Annotated in this window: 18 protein-coding genes; 3 read left to right on the forward strand and 15 right to left on the reverse strand. The window is 67.6% G+C overall.

The genetic code is table 11. From position 1 onward, the window contains the following. Window positions 1-89 precede the first annotated feature (89 nt). Window positions 90-3,107 (reverse strand): bifunctional [glutamine synthetase] adenylyltransferase/[glutamine synthetase]-adenylyl-L-tyrosine phosphorylase, encoded by a 3,018-nt coding sequence (locus AC5RVD_RS15000; RefSeq protein ID WP_494127355.1) that lies wholly within the window; start codon window positions 3,105-3,107, stop codon window positions 90-92. A 9-nt stretch (window positions 3,108-3,116) separates the two neighbouring features. Beyond that, window positions 3,117-4,457 carry a glutamine synthetase family protein gene (locus AC5RVD_RS15005; protein WP_493977944.1) on the reverse strand — a complete coding sequence of 447 codons (1,341 nt, stop codon included), beginning with the start codon at window positions 4,455-4,457 and terminating at the stop codon, window positions 3,117-3,119. Window positions 4,458-4,623: 166 nt separating this feature from the next. Between AC5RVD_RS15005 and panB the strand changes: the two genes are divergently transcribed. Beyond that, complete coding sequence (gene panB / locus AC5RVD_RS15010; protein ID WP_494113356.1) at window positions 4,624-5,496, forward strand: 3-methyl-2-oxobutanoate hydroxymethyltransferase; 873 nt, start codon at window positions 4,624-4,626, stop codon at window positions 5,494-5,496. Between the two features lie 54 nt (window positions 5,497-5,550). Here panB and AC5RVD_RS15015 read toward each other — a convergent pair whose 3' ends face one another. Beyond that, a complete protein-coding gene (locus AC5RVD_RS15015; RefSeq protein WP_493967355.1) occupies window positions 5,551-5,712 on the reverse strand; it encodes an SPOR domain-containing protein in 162 nt (53 codons plus the stop codon). 94 nt (window positions 5,713-5,806) lie between these two features. Here AC5RVD_RS15015 and map point away from each other — a divergent pair, with 94 nt between their 5' ends. After that, entirely contained in the window at window positions 5,807-6,685 is an 879-nt protein-coding gene (gene map, locus AC5RVD_RS15020; RefSeq protein ID WP_494113355.1) for a type I methionyl aminopeptidase, read from the forward strand. A gap of 89 nt (window positions 6,686-6,774) precedes the next feature. Further along, window positions 6,775-7,593, forward strand: coding sequence for a polyphosphate--glucose phosphotransferase (gene ppgK / locus AC5RVD_RS15025; RefSeq protein ID WP_494113354.1), 819 nt, complete (start codon window positions 6,775-6,777; stop codon window positions 7,591-7,593). Window positions 7,594-7,668: 75 nt separating this feature from the next. On the opposite strand, the gene nrdR is transcribed toward ppgK, so the two are convergent. The 12 genes from nrdR to AC5RVD_RS15085 form a co-directional block, all read right to left on the reverse strand. Next, complete coding sequence (nrdR, locus tag AC5RVD_RS15030; protein WP_494113353.1) at window positions 7,669-8,169, reverse strand: transcriptional regulator NrdR; 501 nt, start codon at window positions 8,167-8,169, stop codon at window positions 7,669-7,671. A gap of 99 nt (window positions 8,170-8,268) precedes the next feature. Continuing rightward, the gene (gene hisD / locus AC5RVD_RS15035) at window positions 8,269-9,618 is read right to left on the reverse strand and encodes a histidinol dehydrogenase (protein WP_494127356.1); all 1,350 of its coding nucleotides are present in this window, start codon (window positions 9,616-9,618) and stop codon (window positions 8,269-8,271) included. A gap of 34 nt (window positions 9,619-9,652) precedes the next feature. Beyond that, window positions 9,653-13,132: a DNA polymerase III subunit alpha gene (gene dnaE, locus AC5RVD_RS15040; protein ID WP_494113380.1), complete on the reverse strand. Its 3,480-nt coding sequence runs from the start codon at window positions 13,130-13,132 to the stop codon at window positions 9,653-9,655. Between the two features lie 110 nt (window positions 13,133-13,242). Beyond that, on the reverse strand, window positions 13,243-14,178 hold the full coding sequence (locus tag AC5RVD_RS15045) for an RluA family pseudouridine synthase (RefSeq protein WP_494127357.1): 936 nt from the start codon (window positions 14,176-14,178) through the stop codon (window positions 13,243-13,245). Further along, entirely contained in the window at window positions 14,171-14,782 is a 612-nt protein-coding gene (lspA, locus tag AC5RVD_RS15050; protein WP_494113350.1) for a signal peptidase II, read from the reverse strand. The genes AC5RVD_RS15045 and lspA overlap by 8 nt, the downstream gene beginning before the upstream one ends. Window positions 14,783-14,910: 128 nt before the next feature. Next, on the reverse strand, window positions 14,911-15,576 hold the full coding sequence (locus AC5RVD_RS15055; RefSeq protein WP_494120486.1) for a DivIVA domain-containing protein: 666 nt from the start codon (window positions 15,574-15,576) through the stop codon (window positions 14,911-14,913). Window positions 15,577-15,725: 149 nt separating this feature from the next. Then, window positions 15,726-16,013 (reverse strand): YggT family protein, encoded by a 288-nt coding sequence (locus AC5RVD_RS15060; protein ID WP_493987465.1) that lies wholly within the window; start codon window positions 16,011-16,013, stop codon window positions 15,726-15,728. 69 nt (window positions 16,014-16,082) lie between these two features. After that, on the reverse strand, window positions 16,083-16,598 hold the full coding sequence (locus AC5RVD_RS15065; protein ID WP_494113348.1) for a cell division protein SepF: 516 nt from the start codon (window positions 16,596-16,598) through the stop codon (window positions 16,083-16,085). Between the two features lie 89 nt (window positions 16,599-16,687). Continuing rightward, window positions 16,688-17,437: a YggS family pyridoxal phosphate-dependent enzyme gene (locus AC5RVD_RS15070; RefSeq protein ID WP_494127358.1), complete on the reverse strand. Its 750-nt coding sequence runs from the start codon at window positions 17,435-17,437 to the stop codon at window positions 16,688-16,690. After that, entirely contained in the window at window positions 17,434-18,153 is a 720-nt protein-coding gene (locus tag AC5RVD_RS15075) for a purine nucleoside phosphorylase YfiH/LACC1 family protein (protein WP_494127359.1), read from the reverse strand. The genes AC5RVD_RS15070 and AC5RVD_RS15075 overlap by 4 nt, the downstream gene beginning before the upstream one ends. Window positions 18,154-18,174: 21 nt before the next feature. Further along, window positions 18,175-19,362 carry a cell division protein FtsZ gene (gene ftsZ / locus AC5RVD_RS15080; RefSeq protein WP_494113345.1) on the reverse strand — a complete coding sequence of 396 codons (1,188 nt, stop codon included), beginning with the start codon at window positions 19,360-19,362 and terminating at the stop codon, window positions 18,175-18,177. A 217-nt stretch (window positions 19,363-19,579) separates the two neighbouring features. Beyond that, window positions 19,580-20,631: cell division protein FtsQ/DivIB (locus AC5RVD_RS15085; protein ID WP_494127360.1), on the reverse strand; the 1,052-nt coding region annotated here is incomplete at its 5' end.

Here is a 20,631-nt window from a genome sequence, read left to right on the forward strand (position 1 = left end):
TGTTCTCAGGGCACGCCTGTACAAGGCGCAAAAGATCCTCATTGAGGGTACAGACCGGTGACCGGCGGCACCACTTGGCGTCGTGGAGGCTAGGTGCCGTAACCGTAGAAGTAGCGCTCGAAGATGGCCCGGGCGCGGCGGGTGAGGCGCAGGTAGTCTTCCTCGATCGCCGCGGCGTTTCCGGGCTCGTACCCGCACCAGCGTGCCACCGCTTCCAGGTCCCTGCGCGAGGCGGGCAGCACGTCGGAGTTCTTGCCCGCCCAGATCACATTCGCCGACCGGATCCGGGTGGCGAGGCTCCAGCTCCGGCCGAGCGTGGCGGCGTCGTCCCCCGGGAGCAACCCTGCGGCTGCGATGGCGGAGAGCGCTTCGAGCGTGTTGGTGGTGCGCAGCTCCGGGAGCTTCCGGGCGTGCTCCAGCTGCAGCAGCTGGACCAGCCACTCCACATCGCTGAGTCCCCCGCGGCCGAGCTTCAAATGGCGGGCCGGATCGGCGCCACGCGGGAGCCGCTCCGACTCCACCCGCGCCTTGATCCGCCGGATCTCGCGCACCTGATCGCTTCCGAGCCCGTCCGGGTAGCGGATCGCGTCCACGAGCGCGATGAACTCGTCCGCCAAGTTGTCGTCTCCGGCCATTGGCCGGGCGCGCAGCAAGGCCTGGGCTTCCCAGACCAGGGACCAGCGCTGGTAATACTCGCGATAGGAGTCCAGCGAGCGCACCATCGGCCCGTTCTTGCCTTCCGGCCGCAGCGCAGCGTCCACTTCGAGCACCCGTTCGGCCAGCACCGGAGGGGTGCAGGGCTGCTTCAGGAGGGAAGAAATCCGCGTGACGATGCGCTCCGCCTGCTGCTGGGCTTGGCCGGGGTCGGCCCCCGGCAACGGCCGGTGCACGTACATAACGTCGGCATCCGAGCCGTAGCTGATTTCGCGTCCGCCCTGCCGGCCCATGGCCACCACCAGCAGGGCCGTCAGCCGTTCCTCGGACTCCAGAACGGAGGTTTCCGCCACATGGAGCGCGCCGAGCACGGCGGCGCGGTCGGCGTCCGCCAGCGCGGCGCCGACCTGGGACTGGTCCAGCAACCCGGAGGAGTCGGCGAGCGCGATGCGCAGCGTTTCCCGGCGGCGGATCAGCCGGATCAACCGGATGGCCTCTTCGGGCACCGGATGGCGGGACATCTTGGACCGGATTTCCTGCCACTGGGCGTCGAAGGTGAGCGGTACGAGGTCCTTGTCGGTGCCCAGCCAGGCCGTGGACTCCGGCGAGACCTCCAGCAGGTCGGTGATGAAGCGGCTGCTGGAAAGAATGTGGCACAGGCGTTCGGCGGCCGAGCTCGAGTCCCGCAGCATGCCCAGGTACCAGTGGGAGTCTCCCAGACGTTCGCTCAGCCGGCGGAAGCCCAGCAGGCCCGCGTCCGGGTCCACGCCGGACGCGATCCATTCCAGCAGGACCGGGAGCAGCTGGCGCTGCAGCAGCGCCTTCCTGCTGACCCCGCCGGTCAGGGCCTCGATGTGCCGCATCGCACCACGCGGGTCCTGGTAGCCCAGCGCGGCCAGCCGGCCCTGTGCCGCCTCCGGCGTGAGCCGCACCTCGTCCAGGCTCAGGTTGGAGGCGGCCGCCAGCAGCGGCCGGTAGAAGATGCGTTCATGCAGCGCCCGCACCCGGCGCTTGGTCTGCTGCCACTTCTCCAGCATCTCGGCCGGCGCCGGACGCCTCTCGAGCAGCGCCCCCTGCGCGGCTTTGGCCAGCACGCGCTGCGCCTGCTCGTCGTCGGGCATCAAGTGGGTCCGGCGCAGGTTCACCAACTGGATCCGGTGCTCCAGCACGCGCAGGTACCGGTAGGCTTCGTCGAATTCCTGCGCGTCGGCGCGCGAGATGTAGCCCGCCGCGCTCAACGCGGCGATGGCCGACGTCGTGTCACGCTGGCGGATTGAATCGTCCACCCGGGCATGCACCAGCTGCAGCAATTGGACCGTGAATTCGACGTCGCGCAGCCCGCCGCGGCCCAGCTTGATCTGGCGGCCGCGCTCGTGGGCCGGGATGTTTTCGGTGACCCGGCGGCGCATGGCCTGCACCGACTCGACGAACCCTTCCCGTTCCGACGAGGACCACACCAGCGGCGACACCGCTTCCTCGTACCGGCGGCCCAGCCCGGCGTCCCCGGCCACGGCCCGGGCCTTCAGGAGCGCCTGGAACTCCCAGCTCTGCGCCCAACGGCGGTAGTACGTCAGGTGCGAGTCCAGCGTGCGGACCAGCGGTCCGTCCTTGCCCTCCGGGCGCAGGTTGGCGTCGACTTCCCAGAGCCCCGGCTCGGGGCCGGGTGAGTTGATGGCGCGGGCCGTTCCGGTGGCCAGCGCCGCGCCGATCGCCCCGGCATCGCCGTCCGCGAGCCCGTCGGCTTCCACGACGTAGACCACGTCGACGTCGGAAATATAGTTCAGTTCGCCGGCCCCGCACTTTCCCATGCCGATGATGGCCAGCCGCACTGCCGCGACGTCATCGGTGCCGTACCGTTCCGCTGCTTCGGCCCGGGCCACCGCCAGACCGGCGTCGAGCGCGGCCGCGGCCAGGTCCGCCAGTTCCCGGGCGGCGTCCGGCAGGAAATCGACCGGGGAGGCTGCGGAGAGATCGCGGATCGCCAGTGCGGACAGGTGCCGGCGGTACGTGCTCCGCAGGGCGACGTAGGCGTCCTTGCCCGACAAGGAGGCGACCGGTTGTCCCGACAACGGGTCCGCCCCGACGGACCGCAGCAGCGAACTGCGCAGCCGGGACGCCGGCACCCGGCCGGGTTCCGGTCCTATGTCCGTGTCGAGGACGTCCAGGTGCTCCGGCCGGCGGAGCAGGAAATCCGCCAGGGCCTCCGAAGCCCCGAGCAGCCGGAACAGGCCTTCGCTGCCGTCTCCGCCCATATTGATGACGTCGGCCAGGGTCGGGTTCTTCTCCAGCAGCCGCACCAGTGATACCAGTGCCTGGTCCGGGTCGGCGCTGACCGCGAACCCGGCCTCCAGCCGGTCCTGGCTGATGCCGGACAACTCCTTGGCCTGGAGGAACCGGGTGCTGCGCTCCAGGTCGTGGAACCCTCGGGCGATCAACCGCCGGTTCGTCAGCACGTCCCCGCCCTAGAGGATTCCGATGTTGCGCTTCAGCTCATGCGGGGTGACCTGCAGCCGGTAGTCGTGCCACTCGGCCCGCTTGTTGCGCAGGAAAATCTCGTACACCTGCTCGCCCAGGATCCCGGCCACCAGCTCCGACTCCTCCATGGTGCGGATGGCGTCGTGCAGGCTGGACGGCAGCGGGTCCAGGCCCATGGCCCGCCGCTCGGCGGTGCTCAGGCTCCACACGTCGTCCTCGGCGGCCGGCGGCAACTCGTAGCCCTCCTCGATGCCCTTGAGCCCGGCGCCCAGCAGCACCGCATAGGACAGGTACGGATTGGCCGCCGAGTCAATGCCCCGGTATTCCACCCGGGCGGATTGGCCCTTGCTCGGCTTGTACAACGGCACCCGCAGCAGCGCCGACCGGTTGTTGTGGCCCCAGGACACGTAGCTGGGTGCCTCTCCTCCGCCCCACAGGCGCTTGTAGGAGTTCACGAACTGGTTGGTGACGGCGGTGAATTCGGGCGCATGGCGCAGGATCCCGGCCATGAACTGGCGCGCGGTCTTGGAGAGCTGGAATTCGGCACCGGCTTCGAAGAATGCGTTCGAGTCGCCCTCGAACAACGAAAAGTGGGTGTGCATGCCGGAGCCGGGGTGGTCGGAGAACGGCTTGGGCATGAAGGTGGCGTAGATGCCCTCCATCAACGCCACTTCCTTGACCACCGTGCGGAAGGTCATGATGTTGTCCGCGGTCTGCAGCGCATCGGCGTAGCGGAGGTCGATTTCGTTCTGGCCGGGGCCGTCCTCGTGGTGGCTGAACTCCACCGAGATGCCCACGTTTTCCAGCATCGTCACCGCGGTGCGGCGGAAGTCCTGGGCAACGCCACCGGGCACGTGGTCGAAATACCCGGCGTGGTCCACGGGTACCGGGACCCCGTCCGGACCCAACTGGTCGGACTTGAGCAGGTAGAACTCGATTTCGGGGTGGGTGTAGCAGGTAAAGCCCATCTCCGCGGCTTTGCCCAGCGTCCGTTTGAGCACGTTCCGCGGGTCGGCGGTGGAGGGTTCGCCGTCGGGGGTGAGCACGTCGCAGAACATCCGGGAGGTCTGCTCCGCTTCGCCCCGCCATGGCAGGATCTGGAACGTGGTGGGATCCGGCTGGACCAGCATGTCGGACTCGAAGACCCGGGCCAGGCCTTCGATCGAGGAGCCGTCGAAACCGAGCCCTTCCTCGAAGGCGCCTTCGACCTCGGCGGGGGCCAGCGCCACGGATTTCAGCGACCCGACGATGTCCGTGAACCAGAGCCGGACAAACCGCACGTCCCGTTCCTCGATGGTACGGAGGACGAATTCCTGCTGACGGTCCATGTGCTGCCTTTCGCTGAATCCGGGCCCTGCATCCAAAACTGCATGCCAAAGCCTGCCGTGGTCTGCTTCCCTTTAGCCTACTGGCAGCACAACCGAAGTTGGCGCCCCGGTAACGCGTCCGCGTCAGAGTGGAGGAAGCGGACGCCGGAGGATTAGGCTCTACCACATGCCCACTTCACAGTCTTCCGGTGCAGAACAGCCGGCTCCTTACGGCACGTCGGCGGCGGCAGCGGCTTCCCGCCCGGCGCGCCGCACCCGCATCCACCACCTGCAGCAGGCCAAGGACGAGGGCCGGCGCTTCGCCATGCTGACGGCGTACGACCAGTACACCGCGGAGATCTTCGACGCTGCCGGCATCGAAGTGCTGCTGATCGGCGATTCGGCGTCCAACAACGTCCTGGGCAACGAGACGTCCCTGCCGATCACGGTGGACGAGATGCTGCCGCTCTGCCGGGCGGTGGCCCGCTCGGCCCGCAGCGCGTTCGTCGTTGCCGACCTGCCCTTCGGCAGCTACGAGGTGTCCCCGGCGCAGGCGGTGGAAACTTCCGTGCGCTTCCTGAAGGAAACCGGCGTCCATGCGGTGAAGATGGAGGGCGGCGCCTACTATGCGGAGACCGTCCGGGCCATGGTGCAGGCCGGTGTTCCGGTGCTGGCGCACATCGGCTTCACCCCGCAGAGCGAACATGCGCTGGGCGGTTACCGGGTGCAGGGCCGCGGCGACGACGCCGAGCGGCTCATTGACGACGCCCTGGCACTGGAAGCAGCCGGAGCCTTTGCGGTGCTCATGGAGATGGTTCCGGCCGAGGCAGCCGCCAAGGTGGACCAGGCCCTGCGTGTTCCCACGATCGGGATCGGGGCCGGGCCGTCGACCACCGGACAGGTCCTGGTCTGGCAGGACATGGCCGGCCTGCGCGGCGGCAAGATGGCTAAGTTCGTCAAGCAGTATGCGGACGTGCGCACCATCATCTCCGACGCCGCCGCCGCCTTCCGCTCGGATGTCCAGGACGGCTCGTTCCCCGGCCCGGAGCACTCCTTCTAGGCGCCGCGTCCTTCAGTTCGCAGACGCCCCGTCCGGGGACGGGCGCCGGCAGGATCAGTCGTCCTCCGCGTCCCATTCCTCGTTGCGCCGCTGCACCTTCTCCAACGCGTGCTCGGCTTCTTCGCGGGTCTCGTAGGGGCCGATCAACTGGGTCCAGTCGGACTGGGCGCCCACTTCCACCTGGTGGGTAACCACGTTGTACCAGAAATCCGCCATGCAGGCCTCCTTACGTTGACGGCGCCCGGCAGCGTTCGAAGGCTGTCGCAGCCTCGCTGTCGGGCACCTCTGCAGCACCTATATGATCGATACTATGCCCCACAACGCAGCAACAGCACCCGTCGGCACCCTCGTTCAAGGCACCGTCAGCCCCCCATTGCCCGTTCCCCCGTCGATCGCCCGGCCCGAATACGCGTGGAAGCCGGCGCCGGCCAAGTTCACGGGTTCGGAGGTCAAGACGCCGGAAACCATCGAGAAAATCCGCATCGCGGGACGAATCGCTGCGCAGGCCATCGTGGAGGTCGGCAAGCACATCGAACCGGGGGTGACCACCGACGAGTTGGACCGGATCGGGCATGAATTCCTGCTGGACCACCATGCGTATCCGTCCTGCCTGGGCTACCGCGGCTTCCCCAAGTCGATCTGTTCCTCGCTAAATGAAGTGATCTGCCACGGCATCCCGGATACCACCGTGCTGCAGGACGGCGACATCATCAACATCGATATCACCGCGTACCTGGACGGCGTCCACGGGGACACGAACTACACCTTCCTGGTCGGCGACGTCGATGAAGAGTCGCGCCTGCTGGTCGAGCGCACCCAGGAGTCGCTGCGCCGCGGCATCAAGGCCGTGGCCCCGGGACGGGAAATCAATGTCATCGGCAGGACCATCGAGTCCTACGCCAAGCGTTTCGGCTACGGTGTGGTCCGTGACTTCACCGGCCACGGCGTCGGCGAGGCCTTCCACACCGGCCTGATCATCCCGCACTACGATGCCGCCCCGGCCTACAGCCGGGCGATCGAGCCGGGCATGGTCTTCACCATCGAGCCGATGCTCACCTTGGGCACCATCGAATGGGAGATGTGGGACGACAACTGGACGGTTGTCACCAAGGACCGGAGGCGGACCGCCCAGTTCGAGCACACGCTGGTAGTCACCGATTCCGGAGCGGAAATCCTCACCCTCCCCTAGCCTTTCGCGGCCTGACACCGCCGGGCACAGCGGGTAGGCTTCCGGTAGTCCGGCGAGGCACGCCGGGCCTGAGCGAGCACGGAGGTGGCATGGCGACCCAGGACACTGTGGTCAAGAAGGCAGCCAAGCGGGCGGCCCGGTCGGCGATCGGCATCGATATCGGCGGAACCGGCATCAAGGGCGGCATCGTCGACCTCAAGAAGGGCGTTCTGGTCGGCGACCGCATCCGCTATGACACGCCCCGTCCGTCCACTCCGGAGGCCGTGGCCGACGTCGTCGCGCGCATCGTCAAAGAACTCAGTGCCCGGCCGGAAGGCCCCGAGCCCGACCGCCCGGTGGGTGTGACGTTCCCCGCCATTATCCGCCACGGGATCGCACGGTCGGCGGCCAACGTGGACGCGCGCTGGATTGGAACCGACGTCGACGCGCTGCTCACGCACCGGATGTCCCGCCCCGTCCAGGTGATGAACGACGCCGACGCGGCCGGGCTGGCGGAGGTCCGTTATGGCGCGGGTGCGGGGGCAAAGGGTACCGTCCTGGTCATCACCTTGGGCACCGGAATCGGGTCGGCGTTCATCTTCGACGGCAAGCTGGTGCCGAACGCCGAATTGGGGCATCTGGAGCTGGACGGGCATGACGCCGAGTCGAAGGCCTCAGCCGCGGCGCGCGAACGCGACGGCCTGGACTGGGCGGAGTATTCGCAGCGCCTGCAGCGGTACTTCTCGCACGTCGAGTTCCTGTTCTCGCCGGAGCTGTTCATCATCGGCGGCGGCATTTCGAAACGGAGCGAGGACTTCCTGCCCCGGCTTCAGCTGGCCACGCCGATCATCCCCGCCCAGCTGCGCAACAACGCCGGCATCGTGGGGGCGGCCCTGCAGGCGGCCCTGCACTTCGGCTTCGCCAAGTAGATTGGCAACCGGTTGGTTGGTGCCGGTGGCGGCCTCGGCTTCCCCTCCGCAGCCGCCACCGGAGTCTTGGTCGCGCTACTGCGCTGTCAACGGCCGTTGCCGGCCTTCCGGCCCCTGTTGGCCGTTCCTGCGCGCGTCATGGCGCAGCTGGTCGATCGCGGATTCAAAATCCTCCAGCGATTCGTAGCCCTGGTAGACACTGGCAAACCGCAGGTAGGCGATCAGGTCCAGCTTCTTCAGCGGGCCCAGGATAGCCAGGCCCACCTCGTGCGCGTCGATTTCCGCGGCGCCGCTGGCGCGGACAGACTCTTCGACTTCCTGGGCCAGCAGGGCCAGGTCGTCCTCCGTCACGGGGCGGCCCTGGCAGGCCTTGCGCACGCCGTTGACGACCTTGGTCCGGCTGAACGGCTCGCTGACACCGGAGCGCTTGATCACGCTGAGGCTGGTGGTCTCCACGGTGGTGAAGCGGCGCCCGCAGGCGGGGCACTGGCGGCGCCGCCGGATCGCGGAACCGTCGTCGGTCAGCCGGCTGTCCACCACCCGGGAATCGGAGTTGCGGCAGAACGGACAGTACACGCCACACTCCTTCCCTCGGGACAGCCAACTAGTTCATCCTAGAACCATATCTAGGTGAATTACAAGACTGTCATTACTACATGTTGGGGTTGGGCCGGGTCAGACGAACCGGATGGCCACGGCGTCGCCATGGGCCGGGAGGTCCTCGGCGCGGGCCAACGCGGCGATATGCCCGCTCACCTCCCGGAGCGCGCCGCTGCCGTAGTTAACCACCTGGACGGCACGCAGGAAGGTCGTCACGTTGAGGCCGCTGGCGAAGGTGGCGGTGCCGCTGGTGGGCAGCACATGGTTGGAGCCGGCGCAGTAGTCGCCCAGGCTCACCGGGCTGTAGTCGCCCACGAAGATCGCCCCGGCGTTGCGGATCCGGGCGGCTACCGCGGCCGCGTGGGCGGTCTGGATCTCCAGGTGCTCGGCGGCGTAGGCATCGCAGACGGCGATGCCCTGTTCCAGCCCGTCCACCAGGATGGTCCCCGACTGCGGGCCGGACAGCGCCTCGCGGACGCGGGCGGAGTGTTTGGTCCGGGCGATCTGCCCGCCAAGTTCCCTGCGCACTGCTTCCGCCAGTTCCTCCGAAGCCGTGATCAGCACGGAGGCCGCATGCGGGTCGTGCTCGGCCTGGCTGATGAGGTCGGCGGCCACGAACGCCGGATTGGCAGTCTCGTCGGCCAGGATGGCGATCTCGGTGGTGCCGGCCTCGGCGTCGATCCCCACCACGCTCTTGACCAGCCTCTTGGCCGTGGCCACGAATACATTTCCGGGCCCGGTGACGACGTCGACGGGCTCCAGCGCCGGGCCGTGCTCGTTCCCGGGCGCGCCGTAGGCGAACGCGGCAACCGCCTGCGCACCGCCGATGGCGTACACCTCGTCGATGCCCAGCAGCCTGGCGGCGGCCAGGATCGTCGGGTGCGGGAGCGAGCCGAAGTCTTTCTGCGGCGGCGACGCCAGGGCGATGGACGCTACGCCGGCGGCCTGGGCGGGTACCACGTTCATGACGACCGACGACGGGTACACCGCCAGCCCGCCGGGGACGTACAGCCCCACCCGGTTCACCGGGATCCACTTGTGCGTCACCACCGCTCCGTCACCGAGCTCGACGTCGGTGTCCCCCGGCTTTTGCGCCGCGGCGAACCGCCGGGCACGCGCGATCGACTCCTCCAGGCCGGCGCGGACCTGCGGGTCCAGCTGTTCCAGGGCCTCGTCCAGCGCCGCTGACGGCACCCGGGGATGCAGCTGCTCCACCCCGTCGAACCGCCGGGCGAGTTCCGCCAAGGCGGCGAACCCGCCCGCCCGCACCTGTCCGATGATCTCCTCCACGGCACCGGTGGCGGCGTCGAAGGTGGTCTCCGCGCGCGGCATGGCCGCTTTAAGTTCGGCGGTGCCAAGCCGGCGGCCGCGCAGGTCCAGGGTGGGGAAATCGGTGAAGGTGTTGGCAGAGGCTGCAGAAGTCACCCACCCATTCTACTGACCCGGCACCGCCGCCCGGTCAGGCATCGAGGCAGGCGGGCCCCAGCAGGACTTTGAGGTCGCCGAACAGCGAGGGGTTCGGATTGACCCGCAGGTCCACCCCCAGCTTCATCACTTCGACCTTGCGCGAGCCGTTCAGCCGCACCTGCACCTCGGTGGTGCCCGGATGGGTGCGCAGCACGTCGCCCAGCGCGGTGACCACCGACTCGGTGGCCTTGAAGCTCGCCATCGAAATCACGACCGGCCCGGAGTGCCCGTCGCTCAGGTCCGGGACGGTGAGCTCCTGGGCATTCAGGGTGACGGCACCGTCGTCGCGGCGCTGCAGCCGGCCGCGGACCACCACGATCAGGTCTTCCGCGAGCACGGTGGCGATCGGCGCATAGGCCTGCCCGAAGAACATCACTTCCATCGAACCACCCAGGTCCTCGACCTCGGCGCGGGCGTAGGCGTTGCCGCTGTTCTTGGCGATCCGGCGCTGCAGCGACGTGATCATGCCCGCGATCGTGATGATCTGCCCGTCCGGCGGGCCGTCCTCGCCGATCACCGATGTGATGGACATGTCCGCGTGCTGGCTCAGGATCCCGTCCAGCCCCTGCAGCGGGTGGTCCGAGACATACAGGCCGAGCATGTCGCGCTCGAACGCGAGCTTGTCCTTCTTGTCCCACTCGGGCAGGTCCGGCACGTCGACCGAGAGCCCCCCGGCGGTTTCGCCGCCGTCGTCGAACGCGCTGAAGAGGTCGAACTGGTTGGCCGCCTCGTTGCGCTTGAGCACGATGACCGAGTCCACCGCTTCTTCGTGGATCATGGCGAGGGCGCGGCGCGGATGGCCCAGCGAATCGAATGCGCCGGCCTTGACCAGCGACTCGATGGTGCGCTTGTTGCACACCACGGCCGGGACCTTCTGCAGGAAGTCGCTGAAGCTGGCGAAGTTGCCCTTCTCGTCGCGTGCGGCCACCATGGCGTGCACGACGTTGGCTCCGACGTTGCGGATGGCGCCCATGCCGAAGCGGATGTCCGTGCCGACCGGGGTGAAGTTCAGCGCCGACTCGTTCACGTCCGGCGGCAGCACCGTGATGCCCATGTGCCGGCATTCGTTCAGGTACAGCGCCAGCTTGTCCTTGTCGTCGCCGACGGAGGTGAGCAGGGCGGCCATGTATTCGGCCGGGTAGTGCGCCTTCAGGTAGGCCGTCCAGTAGGACACCAGGCCGTAGGCGGCCGAGTGCGCCTTGTTGAACGCGTAGTCGGAGAAGGGCAGCAGGATGTCCCACAGCGCCTTGACGGCTGCCTCGGAGTAGCCGCGGTCCACCATGCCTTGGTGGAAGCCCGCATACTGCTTGTCCAGCTCGGACTTTTTCTTCTTGCCCATGGCGCGGCGCAGGATGTCCGCCTGGCCCAGCGAGAAGCCGGCCACTTTCTGCGCGATCGCCATCACCTGTTCCTGGTACACGATCAGGCCGTAGGTGGTATCCAGGATTTCCCGCAGCGGCTCTTCCAGCTCCGGATGGATCGGGGTGATCTCCTGGACGCCGGTCTTGCGCAGGGCGTAGTTGGTGTGGGAGTTCGCGCCCATCGGACCCGGCCGGTACAACGCGATGACGGCGGAGATGTCTTCGAAGTTGTCCGGGCGCATCATCTTCAGCAGGGACCGCATGGGGCCGCCGTCGAGCTGGAACACGCCGAGGGTATCGCCGCGGGCGAGCAGTTCGTAGGACGGGCGGTCGTCGAGGTCGAGCGTTTCAAGGTCCAGGTCGATGTCCTGGTTCATCTTGATGTTCTCGATGGCGTCCGTGATGATCGTCAGGTTGCGCAGGCCGAGGAAGTCCATCTTGATCAGGCCGAGGCCTTCACAGGTGGGATAGTCGAACTGCGTGATGACCTGGCCGTCCTGCTCCCGGCGCATGATCGGGATGATGTCGATCAGCGGCTCCGAGGACATGATGACGCCGGCCGCGTGCACGCCCCATTGGCGCTTCAGCCCCTCCAGGCCCAGCGCGGTTTCGAAGACCTTCGCGGAATCCTGGTCGGACTTGAGCAGTTCGCGCATCTCCTCGGCCTCGCCGTAGCGTTTGGCGTTGGGATCGTGGACTTCCTTCAGCGTCAGGCCCTTGCCCATGACGTCCGGCGGCATCGCCTTGGTCAGCCGCTCGCCGGTGGAGAACGGATAGCCCATGACGCGGGAGGAGTCCTTCAGCGCCTGCTTGGCTTTGATGGTGCCGTAGGTGACGATCATGGCAACGCGGTCGTCGCCGTACTTCTCGGTGACGTACTTGATCACCTCGGGGCGGCGCCGGTCGTCAAAGTCGACGTCGAAGTCGGGCATCGAGACGCGGTCCGGGTTCAGGAAGCGCTCGAAGATCAGCCCGTGCTTGAGCGGGTTCAGGTCGGTGATGCGCATCGCGTAGGCCACCATGGAGCCGGCACCGGAACCACGGCCCGGACCGACGCGGATGCCGTGGTCCTTCGACCAGTTGATGAAGTCGGCGACCACCAGGAAGTAGCCGGGGAAGCCCATCTGGAGGATGATGCCGATCTCATATTCGGCCTGCTTCCGCACGTCGTCGGGAATCCCGTGGGGGAACCGGTAGTGCAGGCCCTTCTCCACTTCCTTAACGAACCAGGACTCCTCGTTCTCCCCCTCCGGCACCGGGAAGCGCGGCATGTAGGAGGCCTTGGTGTTGAACTCCACGTTGCAGCGCTCGGCGATCAGGAGCGTGTTGTCGCAGGCCTCCGGGACGTCGCGGAAGATGGCCCGCATTTCGGCCGGGGACTTCAGGTAGAACTCGTCCGCGTCGAACTTGAAGCGCTTCGGGTCGGCCAGCGTCGAGCCGGACTGCACGCACAGCAGCGCCGCATGCGACTTGGCGTCTTCGGCATGGGTGTAGTGGAGGTCGTTGGTGGCGACGAACGGCAGCCCGAGTTCGCGGGCCAGCTTCCGCAGGTCGGCCTGCACGTTGCGCTCGATGTCCAGGCCGTGGTCCATCAGCTCGCAGAAGAAGTTTTCCTTGCCGAAGATGTCCCGGAAATCGGAGGCGGCCTGCTTGGCCTCGTCGTAGAGTCCCAGCCGCAGCTTGGTCTGGACCTCGCCGGACGGGCAGCCGGTGGTGGCGATCAGTCCCTTGCCGTAGGTCTGCAGCAGGTCGCGGTCCATCCGGGGCTTGTAGAGGTAGCCTTCCAGCGAGGCCAGCGACGAGGCGCGGAACAGGTTGTGCATGCCTTCGGTGGTCTCGGCCCACATGGTCATGTGGGTGTAGGCGCCGGCGCCGGAGACGTCGTTGCGCCCGCCGTCGCCCCACCTGACGCGCGTCTTGTCCGCCCGGGCGGTGCCGGGCGTCAGGTACGCTTCAACGCCGACGATCGGCTTGATTCCTGCGTTGCGGGCCTTGTTCCAAAAATCAAAGGCGCCGAAAACGAACCCGTGGTCGGTCGTCGCCACGGCGTTCATGCCCAGTTCATCGGCGTGGCTGAACAAGTCGGTCAGCCGCGCGGCACCATCGAGCATCGAGTACTCGGTGTGGTTGTGAAGGTGGACGAAGGAATCGTTGCCGGTCTTGGATGAAGTCACTGCTGCCACCGTTTCATTCTAGGTGCCGGAGCCGGGCCGGTTCCGGCTTACACGCGGTGTTCGGCCAGCGCCTGCAGCGCGTAGGCCAGGTCCCGCGGGTACCCGCTCTCGTATTCGACCCACTCCCCGCTGCCGGGGTGGTGGAAGCCAAGCTTCTTGGCGTGCAGCCACTGCCGGGTCAGTCCCAGCGCAGCGGCAAGTTTGGGGTCCGCGCCGTACGTCAGGTCGCCGGCACACGGATGCCGCAGCGCGGAGAAGTGCACGCGGATCTGGTGCGTCCGGCCGGTCTCCAAGTGCACTTCGACCAGCGAAGCCCTGCCGAACGCCTCGAGCACCTCGTAGTGGGTGATCGAGTTGCGGCCGTCTTCGACCACGGCGAACCGCCAGTCGTAGCCGGGATGCCGGCCGATCGGCGCGTCGATGGTGCCCTCCAGCGGGTCGGGCAGTCCCTGGACCAGTGCGTGGTAGACCTTGTCCACCGTGCGTTCCTTGAACGCACGCTTCAGCAGCGTGTAGCCGTGTTCGGTCTTGGCGACCACCATGACGCCGGAGGTTCCCACGTCGAGGCGGTGGACGATGCCGGCCCGCTCGGCGGCTCCCGACGTCGAGATCCGGTACCCCCGGGCGGCCAGGGCCCCCACGACGGTCGGGCCGACCCAGCCCGGCGACGGATGCGCGGCCACGCCCACCGGTTTGTCGATGACGACGAAATCGTCCTCGTCTCCGAGAATCTTCAAATCCTCTACCTCTTCCACCACGACGGCGAGCGGATCCCGCTGTTCGGGTACGGCAATGCGCAGGCTCCCCTGCTGCGGAAGCTTCTCCGACTTGGCGATGGTCCGGCCGTCCAATTCCACGCGTCCGTCGCCGAGGAGTGCTGCGGCTGCCGAGCGGGACACTCCCAGCAGCGCGGCCACTGCGGTATCGGCCCGCGCGCCGGCTGTCCGGCCGTCCAGCTCGACGACCCTGACGTCGTCAGTCACCGCTCTCCCCTGCCGCCTTGCCGTCGCCCGCCGGTTTGTCCCCGGCCTTGGCAGTCTCCCGGGTACCGTCCATGCCGATGCCCATGAATGTCAGCACGCACCACAGGATGACCGCTCCCACCACGGCGGAGTCAGCAATGTTGAAGATCGCGAAGTTGGGAAACGCGATGAAGTCCACCACGTGGCCTACGCCGAAACCGGGTTCGCGGAACAGCCGGTCGGTCAGGTTGCCCAGCGCGCCGCCGAGCAGGAAGCCCAGCGCCACGGACCACCACAAGGAGCGGACTTTGCGCGCGTAGACCAGGATCGCCGCGGAAACCGCCGTCATGACGATGGTGAACACCCACGTGTAGTCCTCGCCGATCGAGAACGCGGCACCGGAATTGCGGATGAAATGCCAGTGCAGCAGCGGCGGCAGCACCGGGGTGATCTGGCCCTCGGTCATGGTGGACACGACCCACCACTTGGTCAGCTGGTCGAAGGCGTAGGCGAAAGCCGCGCAGCCGGCCAGCAGCAGGATGAACCGGCCGCTGCCCTTGCGCTGTCCCGGTGCGGCCACAGCCCCATCGTCGGGTCGATCGGCTGCCGGTGAAGTTTCTGACATGTCTCTCTCGTCTTCAGTGCCCGTCGGCGCCGGAGCGCTGTGCCCAAAGCCAATGGCCGGCGGCAGGATAATCCCGGCGCCGGCCATTGGGAGCCCCGTGGCACGGGGCTGGCAGTTATCTCCCGCGCTTACGCGTCGGCGCTGTCCTTGACCTCGGGAGCAGCGAAGGAACCGCGGGCTTCCAGGTCACGCAGCTGGCCTTCGATGTACGCCTTCAGGCGGGCGCGGTAGTCGCGTTCGAAACCACGCAGCTGCTCCAGCTTGCGCTCCAGCACGGCCTTCTGCTGCTCGAGGTTGCCCAGGGTCTTGCGGCTCTTCTCCTCGGCGTCATTGACCAGGCTGCTGGCTTCCAGCTGTGCTTCGGCAATGATCTTGTCCCGCTGCTCCACGCCGGCGGTGACGTACTCGTCGTGGAGCTTCTGGGCCATTGCCAGCACGCCTGCGGCCGACTCGGCCGCTGCGGTGTGCCCGGTCGCGGATGCCGGGGCGGCCGCGGGAGCCGGCTTCGGCTCTTCCTTCGGCTTGGGCTCTTCCTTGGGCTCTTCCTTCACCGGTTCCCTGACCTGCTCGGTCTTCGGGGCGGCCGAGACCGGAGCCGGCACGGAGGCCTCCGGACCCTGGTTCGACGTGGCTTCAGCCAGCTTCTTGCGAAGTTCGTCGTTCTCCTGGTTCAGCCGGCGGAGTTCGACGACGATCTCATCTAGGAAATCGTCGACCTCGTCCTGGTCATAGCCTTCGCGAAACTTAGTCGGCTGGAACCGCTTGTTGACAACGTCTTCTGGCGTCAAAGCCATCTGGTCACCTCATACTGGTTCGTGGGTCATGAATGCAACGTGCTGGATTCATAACAACGGTAGCGAATATTCGCCGTGCAACGGACATCCGCCAGCTATATCTGAATCAGAATATATCGTTTCGGAGACGAACACTAACGCGCCCCCGATCAAGCCAAACCCGCCACGATCGCCATGGCAATCGTCACGGCAAGGAACAACACCAGGAACGCAAGATCGAGCGCGAATCCTCCGATCCGCAGCGGCGGAATGAGTCGTCGCAGGGCCTTCATGGGAGGGTCGGTCACGGAGTAAACCGCGGAAGCCGCTACCAGCGCGATGCCGCGCGGCCGCCAGCGCCGGGCAAAGGCCTGCACGATTTCAAAAACAATCCGTACGATCAAGGCCAGTTGGAACAACATCAAGATCAGGTAGAGCAGGACGAAAATGATGGACACGCCGGTTCCACGATTCCTAGCGCTAGAAGGAGTAAGACTGGCGGCACGCCTGCCGGAAGTAGCGGCGGGCTAGCTCTGGTTAAAGAAGCTGGCCTGCTGGTCGCTGGATTTCCGGTCCTCGCCCAGCACTTCCACGGTTGACGGCGAGAGCAGGAAGACCTTGTTCGTGACGCGCTCAATGCTGCCGTGCAGGCCGAAGACCAAGCCGGCGGAAAAATCGACCAAACGCTTGGCTTCCGCTTCGCCCATGTCCGTGACGTTCATGATCACCGGGATGCCGTCGCGGAAACTTTCGCCAATGACCTTGGCATCATTGTACGACCGCGGATGCACGGTGGTGATCTGGTGCAGCACGGTGGCGTCCTCGCGGGCCGACGGAGCGCGCTTGATCGGCGTCACCGGCGCCCGGTATTCCTCGGCAGCCTGCTTCACCGGCGCCGGGGGCTCGGGGCGGCGCTCCTGGCGGGGCTGGTCCACAGGCTGCTCCTCATCTCGAGCGGGCGTGTCTGCCTGCTCGGCTTCATAGTGCTCGTCACCATCGGCGAGCCCAAGATAAATCATTGTCTTGCGCAGTGTGCCTGCCATGGTAGCTCCCATCCTGTCTTCAGCGCTGCTGTCCGCCTTGCCGGGTCCCGGAATACCGGTCCCGGCAAGGAGTCTGCCTAGCCAAAACGCTACCCCACGGCCGGTCGCGGGCCGAGGACATCGGAGCCGACACGGAGGTGTGTCGCGCCCGCAGCGACCGCTGCTTCGAGGTCCTGGCTCATGCCCGCCGAAACCAGGCCGGCGCCCGGGTGCTCTTCCTGAAGCCGCTGCGACAGCTCCACCAGCCTGCCGAAGGCCAGGGCGGGGTCTGCCCCCAGCGGAGCGACCGCCATCAGCCCGGCGGGGTTCAATCCCTTGGTGTCGGCGAGGGCATCGGCCAGCGCCGGGATGTCTTCCGGTCTGGCACCGCCCCGGGCCGCCGTGCCGGCGGCCTGCTGCGTGACGGCCTCGTCAAGGTCTACCTGGATCAGGCAGTCCAGGTGCGCCCGGGGTTCGAGCCCGGCCGACTCCCGCCGTTCCTGCTCAGCCGCCATGGCCTTGCCGAGGGCGGTGACGAGTTGGGGCCGGTCCACCGAATGGACCAGGTCCGCATACCGCACCACGGATTTGGCCTTGTTCGTCTGCAGTTGCCCGATGAAATGCCAGCGGAGCCCCGCACCGGCAAGCTCGGCGGCCTTCGCGGCTGCCTCCTGGTCCCGGTTTTCGCCGACGTCAGTGACGCCCAGTTCGTGCAGCAACGCGACGTCGGAGGCCGGGAAAAACTTCGTCACGACGATCAATTCCGGCTCCGTGGAGCGCCCCGCGGCGGCCCGGGCGATCCGGGTCCGGACACGTTCCAGGTTCGCTGCCAGTTCGGACTTCCGGGTCTCGGTACTCATGCATCCTTCCAGACAAGGCCGGCGAACCGGCCGGTGCGTTGATCGCGCCGGTAGGAGTAGAGCCTGTCGTCCTCCCGGGTGCAGCCGCCCACCTGGTGCACGTCCACACCGAGCCCGGCCAACTCTGCCCTGGCTCCCGCGGCAAGGTCCAGGGCCGGGGTCCCCCAGGCTGTCCTCGCCGACAATTGGGGAATCCGGGCAACCGCCTCGGCCTGCATCTGCTCGGGGACCTCATAGCAGGCCCCGCAGATGGAAGGCCCGATCCACGCCTGCAGTTCTCCGGAGCCGGCCTCCCGAAGCCGGGCGACCGTGTTGGCCAGCACCCCGTCAAGCAGTCCGCGGCGGCCGGCATGCGCCACGGCGGTGGCGGCACCGCCGTCCGGCAGCGTCCCCGCCAGCACGACCGGCAGGCAGTCCGCCACCATTACCGCAAGCGGCGCCGTGCCGTCGGCACTGATCAGGGCATCGGCCGTCACCGCTCTTTCCGCCGTGTCGGCTTCTCCGCCCCCGGCGGGGATGACGGCGGCGACGGCCGAATGCACCTGGTTCATGAACCGCAGCGAACCGGCCGGTACGGACATGGCATCTTCCAGCGACGCGCGCCGCCGGAGCACGGTGTCGGGGTCGTCCCCGACATGCAGGCCAAGATTGCCGGCGGAGCGGTCGGTAAAAGCGGCCCACACGCCGGTGTGGACCCTCTGCTTCCACCAGAACACTGCCGGACCTGTCTTCGGGGGTTACTTCAGGAAGTCCGGAACGTCCAGGTCGTCGACGCGGCCCGCGCTCAGGTCCGGCTCCACGATGGCCGGCAGGTCCATGTCGAAGCCGGCGTCGGCGGGAACGTGCTGCGACTGGGGCACGGCGCCGCTGAAGCTGTGCTCCATGGGCTCCGAGGCGGGAACCGAGGGCTGGGCGGCAGGAACTGCGGGCGCACCGGCCGGCGCCGCGGCCGGCTTGTGGGCCGGGGCGGAGGTGACGTCCACCTGGTCAAAGCCGGCGGCGATGACGGTAACCCGGGCTTCGTCGCCGAGCGCGTCGTCGATGACGGCGCCGAAGATGATGTTCGCCTCGGGGTGCGCGACTTCCTGCACCAGCCGTGCGGCCTCGTTGATTTCGAACAGGCCCAGGTCCGATCCGCCTTGGATCGACAGCAGTACGCCGTGCGCACCGTCGATGGATGCTTCCAACAGCGGAGACGCGATGGCCAGTTCGGCGGCCTTGACGGCACGGTCCTCGCCGCGGGCGGAGCCGATGCCCATCAGCGCGGAGCCGGCTCCCTGCATGACGGACTTCACGTCCGCGAAGTCGAGGTTGATCAGGCCCGGGGTGGTGATCAGGTCGGTGATGCCCTGCACGCCGGAGAGCAGCACCTGGTCGGCGGAGCGGAAGGCATCGAGCATGGAGACGTTGCGGTCGCTGATGGACAGCAGGCGGTCGTTGGGGATCACGATGAGGGTGTCGACTTCGTCGCGCAGGGTCTCGATGCCGCTTTCGGCCTGGTTCGACCGGCGGCGGCCCTCGAACGTGAACGGGCGGGTGACAACGCCGATGGTCAGGGCGCCGAGCGAACGGGCGATCCGCGCCACCACCGGTGCGCCGCCGGTGCCGGTGCCGCCGCCTTCGCCGGCGGTCACGAAGACCATGTCCGCCCCGCGCAGCACTTCCTCGATCTCTTCGGCATGGTCCTCGGCGGCCTTCCGGCCCACCTCCGGATCAGCGCCGGCGCCCAGACCCCGGGTGAGTTCGCGCCCGACGTCGAGCTTGACGTCGGCGTCACTCATCAGCAGTGCCTGAGCGTCGGTGTTGATGGCGATGAACTCCACGCCGCGGAGTCCCACCTCGATCATCCGGTTGACGGCATTCACGCCACCGCCGCCGATGCCGACGACCTTGATGACGGCCAAGTAATTCTGCGGTGCTGCCACGTCCTGTGTCCCTTGCTCGAGTCTGTGCACTGATCAGTTCTGCCGGAGCGGGCGGGTACCCTGTCCGGTAGTTTCACTTAACCTTAACCTTCAGCTTGAAGGTTAGAGTTATGTCAAGTAGTTCCTATTCGAGACGCTAGACGCAAGCCCCGGCGCGCACAACGACCTTGCTCCGCGTGTCGCGCGATCCCGGAATGTTGCGCATTTCCTCTCCCGCTCAACGGGTCACCGGACGCGTGGGCGTGCTCACGTCGATGACGCTCGCCTTGTCCTTGACGCCCTTCGCCTGCAGCAGCGCCTGCAGCACGGTCGCCTTGAGTTCCTGCTCCCCCGCGTTGCCCCACAGCACTTTCTGGCCGCTGGCCAACTGGAGTTCCACCGAGTCCACCGACTGCGCGGACGCGTGCTTGAGCTGTTCCAGGACGTCGGGCGGCAGCGCGGCGAGCACGCCGGTGATGGATGCGAAGACGTCCGGATTTTCGGCGGCCTTGGCTCCGTCGATCAAGGGCAGTTTGACCTCACTGCGTTTGGCGACCGACGCCAGCACCGTCCCCGATTCGTCGATCAGCACGAATTTCCGGCCGTCCTTGAGGACGGCCACGGGTGTGTGCTCGATGATCCGGACATGCAGTTCCGACGGCGGCCGGGCGATCACTTCCACCGACTCCACGGCCGGCAGGTGGTCCACCCGGTCATAAACGTCCCGCTCTCCGATGCGGGCCAGCGGCGTGCCCCTGAGCGGTTGCAAGGCCTCGGTGAGTGTTGCGGACTCGGTCAATTCGGCGCCTTCGACGGTGATGGTCTTCACCGCCAGCGCCGGCGACAGGAAGATGACCGACATCAACACCGCGAAGAGCACGACGACGATGCCGGCCGCGATCAACAGCCGGCGCCGTGTCTTGCGCGCTGGCGGTTCGGGGAAGCTGACAACGGTGGTATCGGCGGGGCCCGCCCCTCCCGCGCTGCCCTGTCCCGTCCGCTGGTCCCGCCACCGCGACAGCAGGGCGGCCGCCCCGCCCCGCGTGCTTCCGGACGCGTGCCCGGTGCCTGTTGCCTTCCCCGGCCTGCTCGATGCTTTGGCGGTGTGGGACGAGGCGCCGGCGCCGGGCTTGGGCGATCGCCTCGGCTGTGCCGCTCCCCCGGACTTGGGCGTCCGCGACGGCGCCGCCGCCCCGGCGGCCGCCCTGACGGCGGTGGCGCCGCGCGGTCCGGAAAGCCTGCCCGATCCGCGCGGGTTGGCGCGCGGGGCGGGCTTGGCTGTCGGCGCGG

The sequence above is a fragment of the Arthrobacter sp. THG-b23 genome, assembly GCF_059091265.1.